This is a genomic window from Streptomyces sp. NRRL WC-3605 (genome assembly GCF_001509795.1).
Taxonomy (GTDB): domain Bacteria; phylum Actinomycetota; class Actinomycetes; order Streptomycetales; family Streptomycetaceae; genus Streptomyces; species Streptomyces viridochromogenes.
In genome coordinates this window covers 64,846-81,809 of sequence record NZ_LLZN01000051.1, presented here as the reverse complement: position 1 = coordinate 81,809, position 16,964 = coordinate 64,846, and the positions used below count along the sequence as shown (strand labels likewise).

Annotated in this window: 18 protein-coding genes and 1 pseudogene; 11 read left to right on the top strand and 8 right to left on the bottom strand. The window is 70.7% G+C overall.

Translation table 11 applies throughout. The annotated features are described in order from the left end of the window. The first annotated feature begins 12 nt into the window (after positions 1–12). The 3 genes from ADL34_RS15030 to ADL34_RS15020 all read left to right on the top strand — a co-directional run bounded on the left by ADL34_RS15030 (position 13) and on the right by ADL34_RS15020 (position 1,737). Positions 13–624 carry a dihydrofolate reductase family protein gene (locus ADL34_RS15030; RefSeq protein ID WP_062668387.1) on the top strand — a complete coding sequence of 204 codons (612 nt, stop codon included), beginning with the start codon at positions 13–15 and terminating at the stop codon, positions 622–624. Positions 625–742: 118 nt separating this feature from the next. Beyond that, positions 743–1,327, top strand: coding sequence for a dihydrofolate reductase family protein (locus tag ADL34_RS15025; RefSeq protein WP_062668388.1), 585 nt, complete (start codon positions 743–745; stop codon positions 1,325–1,327). Beyond that, on the top strand, positions 1,324–1,737 hold the full coding sequence (locus ADL34_RS15020; RefSeq protein ID WP_062668389.1) for a VOC family protein: 414 nt from the start codon (positions 1,324–1,326) through the stop codon (positions 1,735–1,737). Before ADL34_RS15025 ends, ADL34_RS15020 begins: the two co-directional genes overlap by 4 nt. A gap of 59 nt (positions 1,738–1,796) precedes the next feature. On the opposite strand, the gene ADL34_RS15015 is transcribed toward ADL34_RS15020, so the two are convergent. Beyond that, the gene (locus tag ADL34_RS15015; RefSeq protein ID WP_062668390.1) at positions 1,797–2,723 is read right to left on the bottom strand and encodes an RNA polymerase sigma-70 factor; all 927 of its coding nucleotides are present in this window, start codon (positions 2,721–2,723) and stop codon (positions 1,797–1,799) included. Next, positions 2,720–3,925, bottom strand: a complete 1,206-nt coding sequence (locus ADL34_RS15010; protein WP_062668391.1) for an NAD(P)/FAD-dependent oxidoreductase — start codon at positions 3,923–3,925, stop codon at positions 2,720–2,722. Before ADL34_RS15010 ends, ADL34_RS15015 begins: the two co-directional genes overlap by 4 nt. A 174-nt stretch (positions 3,926–4,099) precedes the next feature. Here ADL34_RS15010 and ADL34_RS15005 point away from each other — a divergent pair, with 174 nt between their 5' ends. The 3 genes from ADL34_RS15005 to ADL34_RS14995 all read left to right on the top strand — a co-directional run bounded on the left by ADL34_RS15005 (position 4,100) and on the right by ADL34_RS14995 (position 7,546). Further along, on the top strand, positions 4,100–4,858 hold the full coding sequence (locus ADL34_RS15005; protein WP_062668392.1) for a hypothetical protein: 759 nt from the start codon (positions 4,100–4,102) through the stop codon (positions 4,856–4,858). Between the two features lie 192 nt (positions 4,859–5,050). Further along, positions 5,051–5,809 (top strand): non-ribosomal peptide synthetase, encoded by a 759-nt coding sequence (locus tag ADL34_RS15000; protein ID WP_234375024.1) that lies wholly within the window; start codon positions 5,051–5,053, stop codon positions 5,807–5,809. Between the two features lie 309 nt (positions 5,810–6,118). Next, positions 6,119–7,546 (top strand): serine hydrolase domain-containing protein, encoded by a 1,428-nt coding sequence (locus ADL34_RS14995; RefSeq protein WP_199835575.1) that lies wholly within the window; start codon positions 6,119–6,121, stop codon positions 7,544–7,546. Positions 7,547–7,761: 215 nt separating this feature from the next. On the opposite strand, the gene ADL34_RS14990 is transcribed toward ADL34_RS14995, so the two are convergent. Both ADL34_RS14990 and ADL34_RS14985 read right to left on the bottom strand, forming a co-directional pair. Beyond that, entirely contained in the window at positions 7,762–8,685 is a 924-nt protein-coding gene (locus tag ADL34_RS14990) for an RNA polymerase sigma-70 factor (protein ID WP_062668394.1), read from the bottom strand. 105 nt (positions 8,686–8,790) lie between these two features. Further along, a complete protein-coding gene (locus ADL34_RS14985; protein WP_062668395.1) occupies positions 8,791–9,264 on the bottom strand; it encodes a carboxymuconolactone decarboxylase family protein in 474 nt (157 codons plus the stop codon). A 308-nt stretch (positions 9,265–9,572) separates the two neighbouring features. On the opposite strand from ADL34_RS14985, the gene ADL34_RS14980 reads away from it, so the two are divergent. After that, positions 9,573–10,733, top strand: a complete 1,161-nt coding sequence (locus ADL34_RS14980; protein WP_234375023.1) for a pentapeptide repeat-containing protein — start codon at positions 9,573–9,575, stop codon at positions 10,731–10,733. A 159-nt stretch (positions 10,734–10,892) separates the two neighbouring features. Continuing rightward, a complete protein-coding gene (locus ADL34_RS14975; protein WP_062668396.1) occupies positions 10,893–11,738 on the top strand; it encodes a hypothetical protein in 846 nt (281 codons plus the stop codon). Positions 11,739–11,750: 12 nt separating this feature from the next. On the opposite strand, the gene ADL34_RS14970 is transcribed toward ADL34_RS14975, so the two are convergent. Both ADL34_RS14970 and ADL34_RS14965 read right to left on the bottom strand, forming a co-directional pair. Further along, on the bottom strand, positions 11,751–12,308 hold the full coding sequence (locus ADL34_RS14970; protein ID WP_062668397.1) for a YcxB family protein: 558 nt from the start codon (positions 12,306–12,308) through the stop codon (positions 11,751–11,753). 89 nt (positions 12,309–12,397) lie between these two features. Next, on the bottom strand, positions 12,398–13,249 hold the full coding sequence (locus ADL34_RS14965; protein ID WP_107115637.1) for an alpha/beta fold hydrolase: 852 nt from the start codon (positions 13,247–13,249) through the stop codon (positions 12,398–12,400). Positions 13,250–13,325: 76 nt separating this feature from the next. On the opposite strand from ADL34_RS14965, the gene ADL34_RS14960 reads away from it, so the two are divergent. After that, positions 13,326–13,799, top strand: coding sequence for a MarR family winged helix-turn-helix transcriptional regulator (locus ADL34_RS14960; protein ID WP_234375022.1), 474 nt, complete (start codon positions 13,326–13,328; stop codon positions 13,797–13,799). 35 nt (positions 13,800–13,834) lie between these two features. Here the strand turns inward: ADL34_RS14960 and ADL34_RS14955 are convergent, their stop codons facing one another. Then, complete coding sequence (locus ADL34_RS14955) at positions 13,835–14,203, bottom strand: hypothetical protein (RefSeq protein ID WP_062668399.1); 369 nt, start codon at positions 14,201–14,203, stop codon at positions 13,835–13,837. 114 nt (positions 14,204–14,317) lie between these two features. Here ADL34_RS14955 and sigJ point away from each other — a divergent pair, with 114 nt between their 5' ends. After that, positions 14,318–15,253, top strand: a complete 936-nt coding sequence (gene sigJ / locus ADL34_RS14950; protein WP_062668400.1) for an RNA polymerase sigma factor SigJ — start codon at positions 14,318–14,320, stop codon at positions 15,251–15,253. A gap of 152 nt (positions 15,254–15,405) precedes the next feature. After that, positions 15,406–15,589 (top strand): annotated as a pseudogene (locus ADL34_RS36680) (DUF6411 family protein); the annotation flags it as partial. 143 nt (positions 15,590–15,732) lie between these two features. Here the strand turns inward: ADL34_RS36680 and ADL34_RS14945 are convergent. Continuing rightward, on the bottom strand, positions 15,733–16,830 hold the full coding sequence (locus ADL34_RS14945) for a MerR family transcriptional regulator (RefSeq protein WP_062668401.1): 1,098 nt from the start codon (positions 16,828–16,830) through the stop codon (positions 15,733–15,735). Positions 16,831–16,964: the final 134 nt, after the last annotated feature.

The window sequence follows — 16,964 nt, the reverse complement described above, 5'->3', positions numbered from 1 at the left end:
GAGGAGGATCCCGTGGGCACAGTGATCATGCACGACGTCGTGTCGGTGGACGGCTTCATCGCCGATGACCACGACGACGTGGGGCCACTTCACGAGTGGTACTTCAGCGGTGACACCCCGATCGGAGCCGAGGGCGACCAGCAGTACGACCACTCCAGCCTCGGGAGCGGCTTCAAGGTCTCCCGTGCGTCGGCGCGGTACGTGGGACCGATGTGGGAGTCGATCGGCACGATCGTGATGGGCCGCCGCTTCTTCGACCTCACGAACGGCTGGGAGGGCCATCAGCCCGCCGGTGACCATGTGGTCGTGGTGTCGCATCGCCCCAAGCCCGAGGGCTGGCATCCGGAAGCCTCCTTCCATTTCGTCGACGGCGTGACGGCCGCGATCGACAAGGCGCAGGAGCTCGCCGGGGATCGCGTCGTCGCGGTCAGCGCCGGCGAGGTCGGCGGTCAGGTCCTCGCGGCGGGTCTCGTGGACGAGGTGGCCATGGACGTGGTGCCGGTGGTGTTCGGTTCGGGCAGGCGCTACTTCGGGAACGTCGACAAGCAGTTCCTGCTGGAGGATCCTCACGTGGTCGTCAAGGGCGACCGGGTGCTGCACCTCAGATACAAGGTGCGGAGCTGAGGAGCGCAGAGCGCAGGTGCGATGAGTTCGCGGGGCGCCCGAGGTCTTTCCTCTGACAGGCCCGGCGCGCCGAGGAACCAGGCAGTGCCGGCCATCGGGAGGAAGGGTGGAGGCAGCCATGGGCGGTCCGATCCGGCTGTACATGTCGATGTCGCTCGACGGCTGCGTCGCCGGTCCCGACGACCGGCCGGAGCAGGAGCTCGGACGCGGCGGCGGACGACTCTTCAACTGGCTCGACGACCGGGAGTCCGACGGACCGAGCGGTCAGGTCTACCGTGAGGCGATGGCGACCGGCGCGGTGATCTCCGGACGGCGCACCTTCGAGCTGGCCGGACGCTGGCAGGGGGATCACCACGACGGTGTGCCGATCTTCGTACTCACCCATGAGGTGGACAGCGAGGACATGCCACCCGGACACGCGCGCTTCGTCACCGACGTCGAGGACTGCGCCCGCCAGGCCCGTGCGGCGGCGGGGGGCCGGCCCGTGATGGTCCACGGGGCGGGGGCGGCGCAGGCACTGCTGCGGGCCGGGCAGCTGGACGAGATGGAGATCCATCTGGTTCCGGTTCTCCTCGGGGGCGGTCGGCGGCTGTTCGACCACCTGGGCGGCGAACGCACCGAGCTCGAACTCGTCCGCCGCCTCGAGGACCGGGACGTCACACACCTGCGTTTCCGGGTGCGCCGACCCGAGGAGGCCGCGTGAAGACCCTGTTCGTCTCCTACCGCGTCACCGACCTGGACCGCTCGCTCGGCTTCTACACCGCTGTGGGCTATGCCGAATTGGGGAAGGTCGCGCTCGGCGCTGGCGCCCACCTGGTGCTCCTGAGGTTTCCCGACGAACCGGCGGCCTCCCTCGAACTGGTCCACCGTCCCGGCGACGGACCCGTCGACGTGGGCAGCGGTTTCGACCACCTCGCGATCCAGGTGGAGGAACTGGCCGTCACTTTGGAGCGGCTCGTGGAGGCCGGGCTGAGTCCCGGGCCCCTCGAGTACCCCGGTGGCCCTGACGGCCCGAGGACCTCGTGGCTCACGGATCCGGACGGCTACCGGATCGAGCTTGTGGAGTGGCCCCCGGGACACGCCGACGGGATCACGCCCGCGGACTTCGTCTGACGCCCAGCGCCGCACGTCGGATGTCGGTTCGCCCCCTACGGAGTCCGGCGCGACGGCGCTCACTGCGACGACAGGTCGTAGGCGGTGCCGTCCGCCACGGCCCTGAGCTTGTCCGGGTTGGCCACGTTGTGGAGGGCGGTGATACGGCCGTCCGCATCGAAATCGAAGGTGACCGTCGCGATCACACCCGCCGGCCCGCTGAACACGATCCCCGGCCCACCGTTGATTCCGACGAGTGCCGCCTTCATGTCGCCCGGCTCGACGCCCTGGTAGGTGACGGTACCGATGGCCGAGAACCAGGACGCCACCGTGCCGGCGCCCACGACGGGTCGCAGGGCTTGGCGGACCTTGCCGCCGCCGTCGGTCCACAACGTGACATCCGGGGCCAGCAGTTCCATCAGGGCGTTGACGTCACCGCCGGTCGCGGCCGCGAAGAACCGCTCGGTCACCTCGCGTTGCCGTGCCCGGTCGGCGGCGAAGCGCGGCCGCCGGGCCCGCACGTGCTCCCGAGCCCGGTGCGCGGCCTGCCGCACCGCGGACTCGGAACGCTCCAGCGCCTCTCCGATCTCCGCGTGGCTGAAGCCGAAGACCTCCTTCAGCACGAACACCGCGCGCTCCAACGGGCTGAGCGTCTCCAGCACCACCAGCATGGCCATCGACACCGACTCGGCGTCCAGTACGGCCTCGGAGGCGTCCCCGGCGGTGAGGACGGGCTCGGGGAGCCACGGGCCCACGTACGTCTCCCGCTTGTGCCGGGCGGAGCGCAGCCGTTCAAGCGCCAGGTTCGACACGATCCTCGTCAGGTACGCCTTCGGGTCGGCCACCTGCGAGCGGTCCGCGCCGGACCACTTGATCCAGGCGTCCTGGACGGTGTCCTCGGCATCGGCCGCGCTGCCGAGGATGCGGTAGGCCACGGAGAACAGCAGCCGTCGGTGCTGGCGGAAGGCCTGCTGGTCAGGGGTGGCGGCGGCGCTCGGGTCGGTCACTTGGTCCCCCGGAGCCGCGTGAAACGGCCTCCGCGGGGCCAGAACGCGCCCGAGGCGGGCATCTCCTTCATACGGCCGTACGTCGGCCAGGGCGAGGCGGTCACCGTCTCCTTGTACCGGACGGCCGTACGCCCGGTCAGGCAGAATCCTCGCGGACTGTCGTCGGGCCGCGTGAACTGGACCACGGCGTCCTGCCGTCCCAGGCTCACGGGCGTGTGGTAGTAGCCGAACCGGAACGGCTTCGGCTGCCGGCCCCGGAGCGCCCGGTCGATCGACAGCGCCGCGTGCACCCCGGTCGGCATGCCGCCCTGGCAGGTGCCGTGCATGACGCCGTAGCCCTGCTGGATGGCCGCCGCGTCGCCGATCGCGTACACGTCGGGGTGGGACACCGAGCGCAGCGCGGCGTCGGTGACGATGCGCCCGCGCCCGTCCACGGTCAGCCCGGCGACGGCCGCCAGCCGCGACGTCCGGGTGCCGCTCGTCCAGAGCACCACGTCAGCGGCGATGTTCTCCCCGTCCGCCGACTCGACCGCGTCGGGCAGCACCTTCACCACCTCGACGCCGACGCGCACGTGGATGCCCAGACGCCCGAGCGCATCGCGCACATACGACCTGGCCTTCCGGTTCATCGTCGCGCCAGGCCCCTGCCTTCCCAGCAGTACGACGTTCAGCTCGGGGTGCCGCTCGGCGATCTCCGCAGCCGATTCGACGCCGGTGAGGCCGCTGCCCACGACCACGACGGTTCCGCTGCCCAGCCTGGCCAGGCGATCGGCCAGCAACTCGGCGTCCTGGGGGCTGCTCAGGGTGTGGGCGTGCTCGTCGGCCCCCGGCACCGCCGAGGTGTCGGCGACGCCGCCCAGGCCGTACACCAGGGTGTCGTAGGACAGGACCCGGTCGTCGTCGATACGAACGGTCTTCGTGTCGGGGTCCACCGCCGTCACCCAGCCCCGCACGAACTGCGCCCCCGTGCCCTCCAGCAGTTCCGGGACGCTCAGTTCGGCGAGCTGTTGCCCGGTCGCCGCCATGTGCAGCCTCATGCGCTCGGTGAACCGCTCCTGCGCGTTCACCAGAGTCACCTCCACGTCACCGCGCCCCTTGGTCCGCGCCGCGAGCTGAACCGCCGCGGCCATACCGGCGTATCCGGCCCCCAGGATCACGACGTGGTGCGCGCCTTCCGTGCCCGTCTCCTGACGTGTGCTCATCGTTCCGTCCTCCTCGGTTCGCGTGCTGACGCCCACCAGATGGGATCAGGAGGCGTGAACGTGACATCACCTGCCTGTGATGCACGACACAGCGGAAACGGCCTCATGATCGGTGGCTTCGCGTGGTGCAGTGTGAGCCTCTGACGACTTCGGTAGGTGGGAGCGGTTCCTCTGATGCCCTCGGTCCTGGACAGTTGGACGTTCAAGCCCGCGCTGGTCAAGTCGGTGTTCAGGGACGTGGCGCCGATGCACGTCTCTCGGTCGGCCGCGTGGGCCGCAGCGGCGGTGACGGGGACGGTGCTGACGGAGATCATCGCCGGCGCCAGGACAGCGGCGGCTGTCGAAGGCCGCAAGAAGCTCGTTCCGCAGGACCTGATCGCGGCGATCGATCAGAACGTCGAGCTCGAGGTGGGGACCAAGTGGTACGACTTCAGCCCGACGTTCCGAGGTCTGACCGGTGTCCTGCGCGATGCCGACGGCGTCGTCGTGACGACGCGCCGGCGCAGAGGGGTACGCAAACCGAGTGCCGTGGCCGGAGCCCACAGGTTCGAGGCGGGGGTCAAGCGGCTGTTGCGTGATCAGGGGGTGACGGCCGTCCCGGCGATGGTCCGGGACCTGGACGGCATCGCGAGCGTGTTTCTGGCGGACCTGGCCCGGGACGCGGCCATGGTGGTCCGCGAGGGTGGTATACAGCGCTTCGGCACCGTCAGTGTGGGGGCGCCGGGCGATGCCGCCCCACCCTCGTCCCTCCCACCCTCGTCCCTCCCGGCCGCCTCTCTCCCGGCCTCCTCCCGTCGGGTCTCGTCCTCGCGCCGGACCATCCACAGTGACGACGTCCTGGACGCCACCACGATCCAGTTGATGGGCGGCGACCTCAGGCAGCGAGCACTCACCGCGGCACGAGCCGCCACACAGAACCCTTCGGCCGGCTGAGCGCATGCGACGACCCGACCGGCATCATGCCGGGCCCCTCCGTGTCCTCGTCGTCGACCCAGCCCACGGCGAGCAGGCTCTTCCTGAGCCCATCGCCCTCGAAGACCTCGGCTTGACGCCGACGGTCATGCGACCGTGTTGGGGTGTCCCGGCCCCTTGTCAGTGGCGGTTGGCAGGATCGAGGTCGATGAGGTGCCCGAAGGGCCGATGGCGATGCTGCCGGTGGCGCAGCTGTACGCGCGGGACATACCCGATCTGCACCCGCCACAGGGAGCGGACCTGCTCCAGGTCCTGTGGTGTCCCTTCGATCACCCGATCATGCCCAGGACCGCGCTGTTCTGGCGTGACGCGGCGTCCGTCACCGACATCCTCACCACGCCCCCCGAGCCGCCCGCGATGCAGTTCCACGACTACTTGCCGAAGCCCTACCTGCTCCAGCCCGAACAGGTCACCGACTATCCCGACCACCTCGAGCTGAGCAAGGAGCTCCGGGACCGGCTCACCGACTGGAACGCCTGGCAGGTCACCGACGCGGCGAACGCCGCCATGTCCCCCGTCCGGGCGTCCTTCGATCGCGCCTACCCATCGGAGCCCCCGGAGGCCCGCGAGCGCCGGTTCAGCTCGTACCTGCCCCTGTACTACGACAACGAGCTCGCCGGTGCGCCCGGGTGGAAGGTAGGTGGCTGGCCCCGCTGGGGTGCCACCGACCCCTGTCCCCGCACGTGTCCCGACTGCGGCCACGCCATGGACGCCCTGCTGACCATCGCCACGTTGGAGGGCAACGCCGACAGCGGCTGGCGGCCGTACGAACCCTCCGGCGACCAGTCCACCGGGCCCGACGCCTACGGTCCCCGGCAGCCCACCGAGGTCCAGATCGGCAGCGGATACGACCAGCAGCTCTACGTCTGTCCGGCTTCACCGCACCACCGTCATCTCGAACTCATGCACTGACCAACCGCGCACGCGGCACGGTGGCCGGCGCCGACGGGGAGCGCGTCACACGCAGGGCGTCACAGCTCAGCGTGCTGCGGAGAGCCGCGTCGGCCGCCCTGTGGCACGTATCCCCGTGTCCGCGGGCAGAAGCCGGTCGACCTGCCGATGCCGGTCGAGTCGTTCCCGGCGGACGACGGGCAGCGCGTGTCCACCTGGACGGCCACCGAGTGCCTCGTCACGCGCCCGATCACACCGGGCTGAGAGCGCGCCGGAGGGCGCTGAGATATTCGCTTGGGCACATGAGCGATGCCTGGTTAGGGTGCCCGAATGGCTTTGCAGCGTGCCCTGTTGCCGCGCTCGACACCGGCCGCCTCCGGGGTGTCGTCCCGGTCGATCGCCGCCCTGCTGGACCGGCTGGAGGCGTCACCGATCCAGTGTCACTCCCTCATGGTGGTCCGCCACGGCCACGTCGTCGCCGAAGGCTGGTGGGCACCGTACTCCGCCGAACGGCCGCACCTGCTCTACTCGTTGACTAAGTCGTTCACGTCGGTCGCCGTGGGTCTGGCGATCGTCGACGGGCTGCTGTCCGTGGACGACCGGGTGGTCGACGTGCTGCCCGAGCACGTCCCGGACGGCATCTCGGAGCAGGGACGCCGGATCACCGTCCACCACCTGCTGTCCATGACGGCCGGCCACCCCACGGACAGCCTCGCCGACGCCTGGGAGCTGGAACCCGATGACCTGGTGAAGGGATTCCTCAGGCTGCCGTTCGCCACGCCCGAAGGGACGCGGCACGTCTACGACAACTCCACGACCTTCCTCCTGGCCCGGATGGTGGAACGGGTCACGGGCCGCGCCCTCGACGACTTCCTCGACGACCGTCTCTTCAAGCCGATGGGCGTCGATCACGCTGAATGGGGCCGTGTGAAGAGCGGCGCCGTCTTCGGCTTCCACGGTCTGCACCTCATTACGGAGGCCGTCGCCGCGTTCGGTGAGCTGCTCCTGCGCGGCGGCTCGTGGGACGGCCGGGAGCTCGTCCCGCGCGAGTGGGTGGAGCTCGCGACGAGACGGCACGTCGACTGCGAGCCGTTCGAGGAGGGAACCGACAACGCCGACTTCTCCTGCGGCTACGGCTACCAGTTCTGGAGGTCGCGTCACGGGTTCCACGGGCACGGGGCTTTGGGACAGCAGTGCGTGGTGGTGCCGTCACACGATCTCGTGGTCGCCGTGACGGCCGAAGGGGAGGCCCAGGCGTTGTTCGATGCCCTCTGGGACTGCCTGCTGCCCGGCTTGGACCTGCCGGGGACCGACCAGGACGACGAGAAGCTCGCCGATCGGCTGAGGCGACTGTCCTTGTCTCCGGTGCCGGGCTCCGCCGGTACGCCGGGTTCTGTCAGCGCCGTGCTCGACGCGTCCGCCGACGCCTCCGCTCTGCCGGACGGGACCCTGGTGACCGTCGAGAGCACCGACGGCGGTTGGCTCGTACGCTTCGAGTCGCTGTTCGACGTCGAGGTCGGCCACGGCGACTGGCGGGAGAGCTCTCCGCTCGGCCGCCCTGTGGTGGCGGCCGGCGCCTGGCAGGACAGCACCTTCGTCGCCGACCTCCAGGTCATCGCCACCCCCCACCGTGTCCGGCTGGTCGTCGACAGGGAGTCGGGCACCGCGTCCGCCACGTGGAGCACGGTGCCCCTGACCGGGCCCCGCCTGGAGCTGCACGTGCGGTCACCCCTGATGACACGGCCCGATGTCGCGTAGGCGGTGAGCGTTCCTCCCAGGGGCCCTCGTCGAGCTGAACTCGCGCGGGTCTCGAAGCCGTCGAACACGACCCGATCTCCCTGTCTCTTCGGCACACCGTCCGTGGCCGACGAAAGCCGATCTCCCGCTTCCTCCCTCCTCCTGCCCCTGCCGTCCCACCGTCCCGCGGTCCCGCGGTCCCGCGGTCCCGCGGGACACTTCATCGACTCAACGGGTCAGCGAGACTGCCTGCGGGCCCTCCTCACCTCCCGGTCGACGGCCCAGGCGTCGGCCACCGGGCCGAGGTGACCGAGCTTGTCCGGGTTGATGACCGAGCGGACCGTCCGGATCTCCCCGTCGAGAACGTCGAGGACGAGGATGTGGAGCACCCTGCCGTCGCGGTCGCGGAACAGCGCGCCCGGCTGGCCGTTGATCTCGCGCGTCTCGAAGGTGATGTCGACCTGGGCCATGAACGGGTAGACGGCGGCGAGCAGCCTCGCCACGTTCTCGGCGCCGGCGACGGCCCTGGCCAGCTGCGGGGCCTTGCCACCGCCGTCCCCCACGAGCTGGACGTCGGCCGACAGCAGCTCCCGCAGTCCGTCCACGTCGCCCCGCGCCAGCGCCTCGAAGAACCGCCTCGCCAGCTCCTGCCGCTCCCGCCGGTCCGCTTCGAACCGGGGCCGTCCCTCGTTCATGTGCCGGCGGGCCCGTACGAGCAGCTGCCGGCACGCAGCCTCCGAGCGCCCCACCGCCGCGGCGATGTCGTCGAAGCCGAAGGCGAAGACCTCCCGCAGCACGAACACCGACCGCTCCAGGGGGCTGAGCCGCTCCAGGAGCAGCAGCGCCGCCATCGACACCGAGTCGGCCAGCTCGGCCGCGCGGGCCGGGTCCTCGTAGGGATCGTCCAGCAGCGGCTCGGGCAGCCACGGTCCGATGTACTCCTCCCGTCGCACGCGGGCCGAGCGCAGCACGTCGATCGCGATCCGGGTCACGGTCGCCGACAGGAACGCCTTGGGCGACACGGGCTGCGTGGTCGAGGCGTCGTAGCGGAGCCAGGTCTCCTGCACGGCGTCCTCCGCCTCGCCCACGCTGCCCAGGATCCGGTACGCGATCGAGAACAGCAGTGGCCGCAGCTCCTCGAACTCATCGACCTTGCTCACGTCGTCCTCCTGCTGCGGTCCGTGGGCCTGGCCTGGCCGGGCCGTCGCCGGCCAGGCGTCCTGCGAAGATCATCCGCTGTCTCGGCTGTGCGGCCAACGCTTTGTTCAGTGGGCCTGGCCGACCTGGTAGTCGCCGCCCGGCTGCCGGGTGATGATGTTCAGCCGGTTCGCCGTGTTCATGAAGGAGACCAGCAGGACGAGGGACGCGAGCTGGTCCTCGTCGTAGTGCCGGGCGGCACGCTCCCAGACCTCGTCGCCGACCCCGGTGCCCGCGTCGGCGAGGCGGGTCCCGTCCTCCGCCAGGGCGAGCGCGGCGCGCTCGGCCTCGGTGAAGACGGTCGCTTCCCGCCAGGCCGCGACGAGGTGCAGCCGCACCGGGTTCTCACCGGCCGCGACGGCCTCCTTGGTGTGCATGTCGATGCAGGCGGCGCAGCCGTTGATCTGGCTGACGCGCAGCGCCACCAGTTCCTGCGTCGTGGCAGGCAGCGGCGATTCCTTCAGCTCCCGGCCGACCGCCATGAAGTGCTTGAAAGCCTTGCCGGCGGTCGGGCTGGCGAAGAGGTTCAGTCGCGCGTCCATCGTGTGCTCCTCCGGGTTCGTCGATGTGCTTCACCTCCCGAGACGAGACAGCTCTGCGGCCTGTGACACGCGGTGTGGAGAGTGCACCGGCGGAGGCGTGAGAGCTCCGTCCTGCAGGGCGGCGGTGATCCCGGCGGCGGACAGCAGCGGGTCCCCCTCAGTTCGGCAAGGACCGTCCTCTCCCGGGCCGAAGGAACGCGCCCGCTGACGTCGGCGCCCTCTCCCGGGGTGTACGGCCGTTCGCGGGCCGCGGGTCGGCGCACGGCACCCTTGATCGTCTTCTGGGCGACGCCTAGGCTCCCATGCCCATGGACACGGGGGAACCAGACGGCGGGTGGCGGGCGTGGCACGAGCGGCCGGTCACACGTCGTGTCGCCGCAGGCCTGCTGGCCGCGGCGGGACTCGTCACGCTGGGCACGCTGTTCGTCGTACTGCCGGGCGTGGTGGTCGACCACGACCTGGCCGGGGCGCGCGTCGCAGCCCAGGATCGCCTGAAGGCGGTGAACGACGTCCGTACGACGCTTCTGCAGGTGGTCGGCGGCCTGGTCGTGCTCTTCGGCGCGTACGCCACCTGGCGGCAACTCCGGGTCAGTCAGGACGGGTTGCGCGCCGCGCAGGAGGGTTACGTCACCGATCGGTTCAGCCGGGCCGTCGACCAGCTCGGCAGCGACAAACTGGATGTACGTATCGGTGGGCTGCACGCGCTGTGGCGGATCGCGGAGCAGTCCGCCCGCGACCGGGAGGCCGTCATCTCCATCCAGGCCGCCTATCTGCGGACGCACCTGCCGTGGCCACCCGCCGGTCCGGGTTCACCGGCGGCGGACGCGCCCATCAACGACATCGCGCCCTTGGAGACCCGCTCCGCCGACGCCCAGGTGGCGCTGACCGCGCTCGGTGTCCTGTGCCAGCACCGGGAGCAGTCCTGGGTCAATCTCAGCATCACCGACTTGCGCCGGGCCGACTGCGACGGACTGTGGTTCCCCGAGGTCAACTTCGACCGCGCCTGCAGGGAGGCGGCCGGCTTCTACCGCGCCAATCTGACCCAGGCGTCCCTGATCTCGGTCAACCTGCGGCACGCCGACCTCACGACAGCTATTCTTCGCCGGGCTCGATGCGTTCTGTCCGACCTTCGGGCCGCGAAGTTGGTGCAGACCGACTTGCGTGACGCCGACTTCACGGAGACCGACCTGCGCGAGGCGAACCTCCGCAAGGCCGACGCCCAGGGTGCGGTCTTCCACCGCGCCGACCTCCGTATGGCCGACTTGCGCGGCACCGACCTGAGCACCGCCGAGCTCGGTGAAGCCCGCCTGACCGGCGCTCTTGCCAGTGAGCACACCCGCTGGCCCGCCGGCTTCGACCACGCGGCCGCCGGAGTCGTCGACACCGAAGACCCCGGACCCGAGCCCTCGCCCCTGCTCCAACCGCCCGCCCTGATGTGGCAGGCACCGCCGCTGAGGTCCACTTCCTGACCGTGGCGCGCCGGTCGGCCCGGCGACGACCGGGTTCCGCCCGGCCGACGTCGCCGCCCGGGTGCCGCGTCATACGGATGGACGCCGGGCAATCCCGGTTCGGCGGCCGGTGCTCTGGCAGAGTCGACCCGTGTTCCGTATCGCCGCCAACTCACGCACATGACACCGACCGAGCAGCGCGCCGAGGGCGCGGGACCGTTCACGACGCGCCTCACCTGGCAGTCGCCCGGCGGGGGCACCGCCGTCTGGGAGTCACGGCCGGCCCGGCGTCGCGGCGTCATCGCGGCCGGTCCGTCCGGAGCATCTGCCGGCCGGAACGTCAGCGGCGACGCCCGTGCGCTGGGCCGTCTGCGCAGGCTCAACGCGATCGCGGCGATCGCCTTCGTCCTCGGCGGCGCGCTGTTCGCGGCCGGCGCCGGTGTCGCCCAGGTCGGCTCCGGGGACGCCACCACCTGTGCCTCGATCTACTTCGCCGGCGGCCTGTTCTTCAACACCGGTGGCTACGTCTCCCTGCTCCAGGTGGTCAACGCCCCGCGTCACGAACCCGGCGGTGAGGGGCGTCTGTTCACCCGTGCCTGGCGCTGGTGGAGCTACGAGCCCGGGCGGGTGGACTGGCTGAGCACGTTCGTCCTCTTCACCGGCACGCTGGTGTTCGCCGTCGATCTGCTGGACTCGTTCCTGCAGGGTCTGAGCGTCCAGCAGGTCAACCGGCTCATCTGGGCCCCGGACGTGGTGGGCTGCCTGTTGTTCCTGATCTCCGGCCACCTCGGCTTCGTCGAGATCTGTCACCGCGCCTGGCCCTGTCTGCGGCGTCGCGACCTCGGCTGGTGCATCGTCGCCGTCAACCAGCTCGGCTCGGTCCTCTTCATGGTCTCGGCGCTCGCCGCCTACACCCGTCCCGCCACCGGCAGCCTGGTGAACGCCGACATCGCCAACTGGGGCACCTTCCTCGGCGCGGCATGCTTCTCCCTCGCCGGTGTCCTGCAGTTGTACGAACGTCCGTGACCGTGAACCGCGTCAGACCCGCTTCGCGTACCGGTCCAGGAGGGCCCGGAGCCGGGGGACGTCGTCGGGCGTGCTCAGCCCGTGCTTGGGCAGGACGTCGACGCACAGGATGTTGGGATCGCGGCTGAGCAGGACGAAGTGATTCTTCGTCTCTCGGTAGCCCTGGTAGACCGACCACTTCTGGGTGAGCGTGGTGTGGTCGCTGCTGGTCGTGATCCCGGCCGCGGACACGGAGGTCCGGTACTCGCCCTGCCATCCGACGAGGCGCTGCACCTGGGCGGCCTGAAGCCGCGGATAACCTGCCACCAGGAGGACGACGGCGAGGAACAGCACGGTGGAGACCGCGTCGACCCCACCTCGGCTGATCATGCCGAGCAGCCACTGCGCCACCCACAGGATGAGGAACACGACGCGCAGGATCAGCCCCCACCGCTTGATCCGCTGGCGGGCCTGGAGCCCGGCCAGTGTGTCGGCGGGCTGCGGCCGGTACACCAGGCGCACCTCGGCCTCCCCCGCGACGTCGGACTCTCTCGCTCCGCTGTCACCGGCGACTTCGCGGCCCTCGGCCATGGTCCCTCCCCCGTAAGACGACCTCCGGATCGTACCGGTCGCTCGACGGGCCGCACATGGCCCGCCTCCCTCGGCCAACGACGTAGGTCTCAGCGGCCCGGCATCCGGTGTCGTGCGTCCAGGAAATCCAGCAGCCTGGCGTTCAACAGCTCGGGTGCGGTGAGCGGCAGGGAGTGGTGCGTCGCGCCGGGGAGCACGGTCACCTCGCCCTGCCGAAGCACTCGGCGTGCCCTCTCCGCGATCTTGCCGGCGTCGTGGGCGCGGCTGCGCTCCGCGAGCAGGACCAGCACCGGCATGGACAACTCAGCGGCTGGGGGGCGGCGGCCGGTGACGAACGTGCGGCCGGGGACCGTGCAGGCGAGCGCATAGAGGCGCTGCCAGGTCTCGTCCGGGTGGGCGTCCGCCGTCTCCCAGGCCAGGAAGGAGCGGGCCCGTGCTTCGGTCGGGCGGATCAGGGTGGGCAGGGCCCGCATGAGGTAACCCGGGCGGAACCCGGCGAAGACCTGTGTGGGATCGACGAGGGCGAGGCGCTCCACGCGCCGGGGGGCGTGGAGTGCGTACGTGGCGGCGATCCAGGCGCCGTAGGAGTGGCCGCACACAGCTGCGCGTGGGATCCCGAGCCCGTCCAGCAGCGCGTCGAGCCACGCCATCAGGTCGTTGGCGTTCTTCAAGTGGGTGCCCTGGCGTGAGGTGCGACCGGCGTCGCCCATGAGATCGACCGCGTAGAGGCGGTGCCGTGTGCCGAGGGCCGGCGCGTTCGCGAACCAGACCAGTCCGGTGGCCGATCCGCCGGGCAGCAGCACGAGTGGGCTGCCGTCCGCCGGGCCGTACGCGAGGACACGGGTGGGTCCGTACGGGGTGGCGACGTCGAGTTCCTCGGTGAACCCGGGCCAGCGTGCGCGGAGTTCGTCGTAGGAGCGGTCGAAAGCGGTCAGGGACACGGAACATTCCTCTCGCCCGGCAAGTATCTCGCTCAGCGAGATACTATGCGGAGATCCACCGAGGAGGGGAGTGCCTATGGACGACCGGGATGACCAGACCGACCAGAACCCGCACATGGGACTGGTCCACCTGCTGCGTGCGGTGACGGTGGAATTCGACCTGCTCGGTGCCGAGTTCGCGTCCCGGCGGGGGCTGCACCCCACCGACGTAAGGGCATTGATCCACCTGCTGGACGCGGCCCGGGCGGACATCCGGGCCACACCGGGCTGGCTCGGCGAGCAACTGCGGCTCAACTCGGCCGGCACCACCGCCCTCGTGGACCGCCTGGAGCGGCTCGGACTCGTCCGGCGCAGCAGGGACACCGCCGACAGGAGGCGTGTGCTGCTGGAGGTGGAGGACAAGGCCAGGCAACTCGGGTGGGACTTCTTCGGACCCCTGATCGACGAGGTGGTCGCGGCCGCGGAGGACTTGGACGAGGGCGAGTTGGAGGCGGTGCGCCGCTTCCTGACGTCGGTGCTGGCGTCCGCGGCACGGGCGCGCACGGACTGACGCCGAGCCGTTCGGGCACTGACTCGGGCACTTGGTCAGCGCCGCGCAAGCGCCAGCACGCTCAGTCCGAACATCAGGACGCCGAGAGGCAGATGGACCGACGGGACGTGCGCGATGCCCAGCACCACCTGGATCGAGGCCAGCGCGAGGAAACCTGACGCGTGCAGGATCGGCCGAGGTGAGCCTCCGCCCGGCTTCCATGCCAGTACCGCGGCGAGCACGTAGAGCATCGACGCCCCGTACATCACGCGGGCTCCGACGCTGTGCAGCGTCTCGCCGTAGGACGCGGTCAGCAGCAGTCCGGCGGAGATCGCCTGGAGAAAGATGGTCAAGGTCTGCAAGGCGATGGTGAATCGCAGGAACGCGGTGCCGCGTGCCACGTGAGCCGTCTCGTGAATGGTCATGTGCCGTTTCTCCTGTTCCACCCTCGGGCTGTCCGCCCCGGGGTCGGGCTTCGACGACGTTCACCCACACGACGACGTAGGCCCGCGGAAGGTAAGGCGAGGGGTGGCGGGAGGATGAGGACCGTGGAGACAAGCGCAGTGGAGACGACTGGCGATCGGCGCCAACTGATCAACGTGGCCTACCGGTTGCTGGGTTCGGTGACCGAGGCCGAGGACGCCGTGCAGGACGCGTACGCCCGCTGGTACGGGCTGCCGCAGAGCCGACGTGAGGAGATACGGTCGCCCACCGCCTGGCTGACGACGGTCACCGGTCGGATCTGCCTGGACCTGCTCGGCTCGGCACGAGCTCGCCGTGAACGCTACGTCGGTGCGTGGCTGCCGGAGCCGCTGCCCGACCGCGCCGAGTGGCACCACGCGGACGGAAGCGACTCGGCCGCGCTCGGGGACCCCGCCGACCAGGTCGTCCTCGACGAGTCGGTGACCACGGCCTTCCTCGTCGTCCTGGAGTCGATGACACCGGCGGAGCGCGTGGCGTTCGTCCTGCACGACGTCTTCCGGTACCCGTTCGCCGACATCGCGGACGTCCTCCGCCGGACCCCGGCGGCGTGCAAGCAACTGGCGGCGTCCGCGCGGAAGCGGGTGAGCGTGGCGGCCACCCCGGCCAGGACGGCCGATCAGGCGGAGGTGGTCAGACGCGTCAAAGAGGCCTGGGAGAGCAAGGACGTGGCGGCACTCGTGGGTGTGCTCGACCCTGCCGCCGTGATGACGGCCGACGGCGGCGGCATGGTGGGTACCGTCCTGCGCCCGATCGAGGGCGACGCGCGCATCGCCCAGTACATGGTCGCCATCGCGGACAAGGCCGCCGGCCTCGAGTTGCTGGAGCGGTCGGTCAACGGGGCACCGGGGCTCGTGGCCCGGCATGCCGGCGTCGTCGTGACGGTGGCCTCGTTCGAGGTCGTGGACGGGAACGTCACCCGCATCTGGGTGGTCCGCAACCCGGAGAAGCTGCGGCCGTGGATCACCTACGGGAAGGAAGACGTGGACGGGTGAATCGGAACGGCCCACGAGATTCTTCTCGCGGGCCGTTCCGTCGAATACAGGAAGAACTTGGGCCCGCTCGAGCGGGCATGCGGTGAGCGGACCTCGTCGGGCGGATGCGTCAGGCCCGCCGGACCGGCACCGTCCCCGCCTGAGCACCCCCTCAACACACGCTCGGAGCCGGTGCGCGGGCCGGCGGCAAGGCGCCGCGCCCTGTCCTCTCCTCTGGGCCACCTCTTCAGCAGGCCCTTCCACAGCAGTGCGCGTGCGGTGGGACGCAGCGGGTGGGCTGGGCGCCGGGTGCGGGGCCGTATCCCTTTCCGAGCAGGCGGCTGCCTCTCTGAGTAGGCGGGACGCGGACTCCAACGGTGGAGACCGGGTACTGGGGAGTGGGCGACGGTCTGGCAGGTACGCGACTGCTGTCCTGAGTGTGTGCCATGGGCCCGGCGCCTTGACAATGCCGGCCCCCCTCCCTCAGCACCCGCCCCCCGTCACGCGATGAGCAGGCGGAGGCCTAGATCCGCCGCGTCCAGGTCCGCGAGATCGCCGTTACGGTCGGACCACCGACCGGATGCCAGGTCGTCGCGGAGGTCACGCACCGCCCTCCGCTCGGCCTCCGAGCCGACCCTCGTCCATACGGACATCGCACGCCGCACCGGCTCTTCCAGATACGCGCCTGGTCGACGCCAGTACGCCTCGAACAGGCCGTCCGCGCAGTCCCAGGGGATCGGGACCGGCTCGATGCGGGCGTCGATCGCGTCGGCCATGCCGGTGAGCGAGGGGAAGTCCGCGAGGACGTCGGCGAACTCGGGCAGGTAGTCCCGAGTCAGCCAGAAGCGGTCCCGCCAGCCGGGCTCGTCGGTGTCGAAGGTGAGTACGACGACTCGGCGGGCCACGCGCCGCATCTCGCGCAGCCCCGCGATCGGGTCCTCCCAGTGGTGAACGGTGGACACGGCCATCGCGGCATCGAAGGAGTCGTCCTCGAACGGCAGGCTCTCCGCAGCCGCGGCCACACACGGTGCCGAGCCGGCCGGCCGCTGGCGTCTCATCACCGCCGACGGCTCGACGGCGGTCACATCGCGCCCCGCGGGCTCGTAGTTGCCCGTGCCTGCCCCGACGTTCAGGACGGTCTGTGCGTCGCCGAGTGCGTCGAGGATCTGGGTGGCGATCCGTGGTTCCGTGCGCCGCGTCGCGGTGTACGCGCCGCCGATCGCGTCGTACAGACGCGCTCCGAGCACCTCGAGTTGCTCCTCCGGTGTCACCGTGTCTCCCCTCGCCCGCGCTTGAAGTTCCCTGTCGAGGGCCGCCACCATCGCGTCGGCGCGGTCACGCCGTTCCAGCAGCAGGCCGCGGAGCTGGAGCAGGCGCGCGACCACGTCTGTCGACGCGTCGTCCACCAAGTCCCCGATCTCACCCAGCCCGAGGCCCAGCCGCCGGTAGGCCAGCACCTCCCGGAGGCGCTCCACGTCCTGCGCCGAGTAGGCCCGGTACCCCTTCATGGTGCGTGCCGAGGGACGTACCAGTCCGATCGCGTCGTAGTGGTGCAGCGTGCGCACGGTGACGCCGGCCAGCTGTGCCACCCGTCCCACGGTCCAGTGATCCTCCACGGGCCCGACTATGCCGCCTGACGTCACGTGAGGGTCAAGAGCGTCCAGCTGTGCCCGGGCGCCTCTCACTTCGACGACGACGGTGTTCTCGAGAAGGACGACAGTGGGGGGGCATT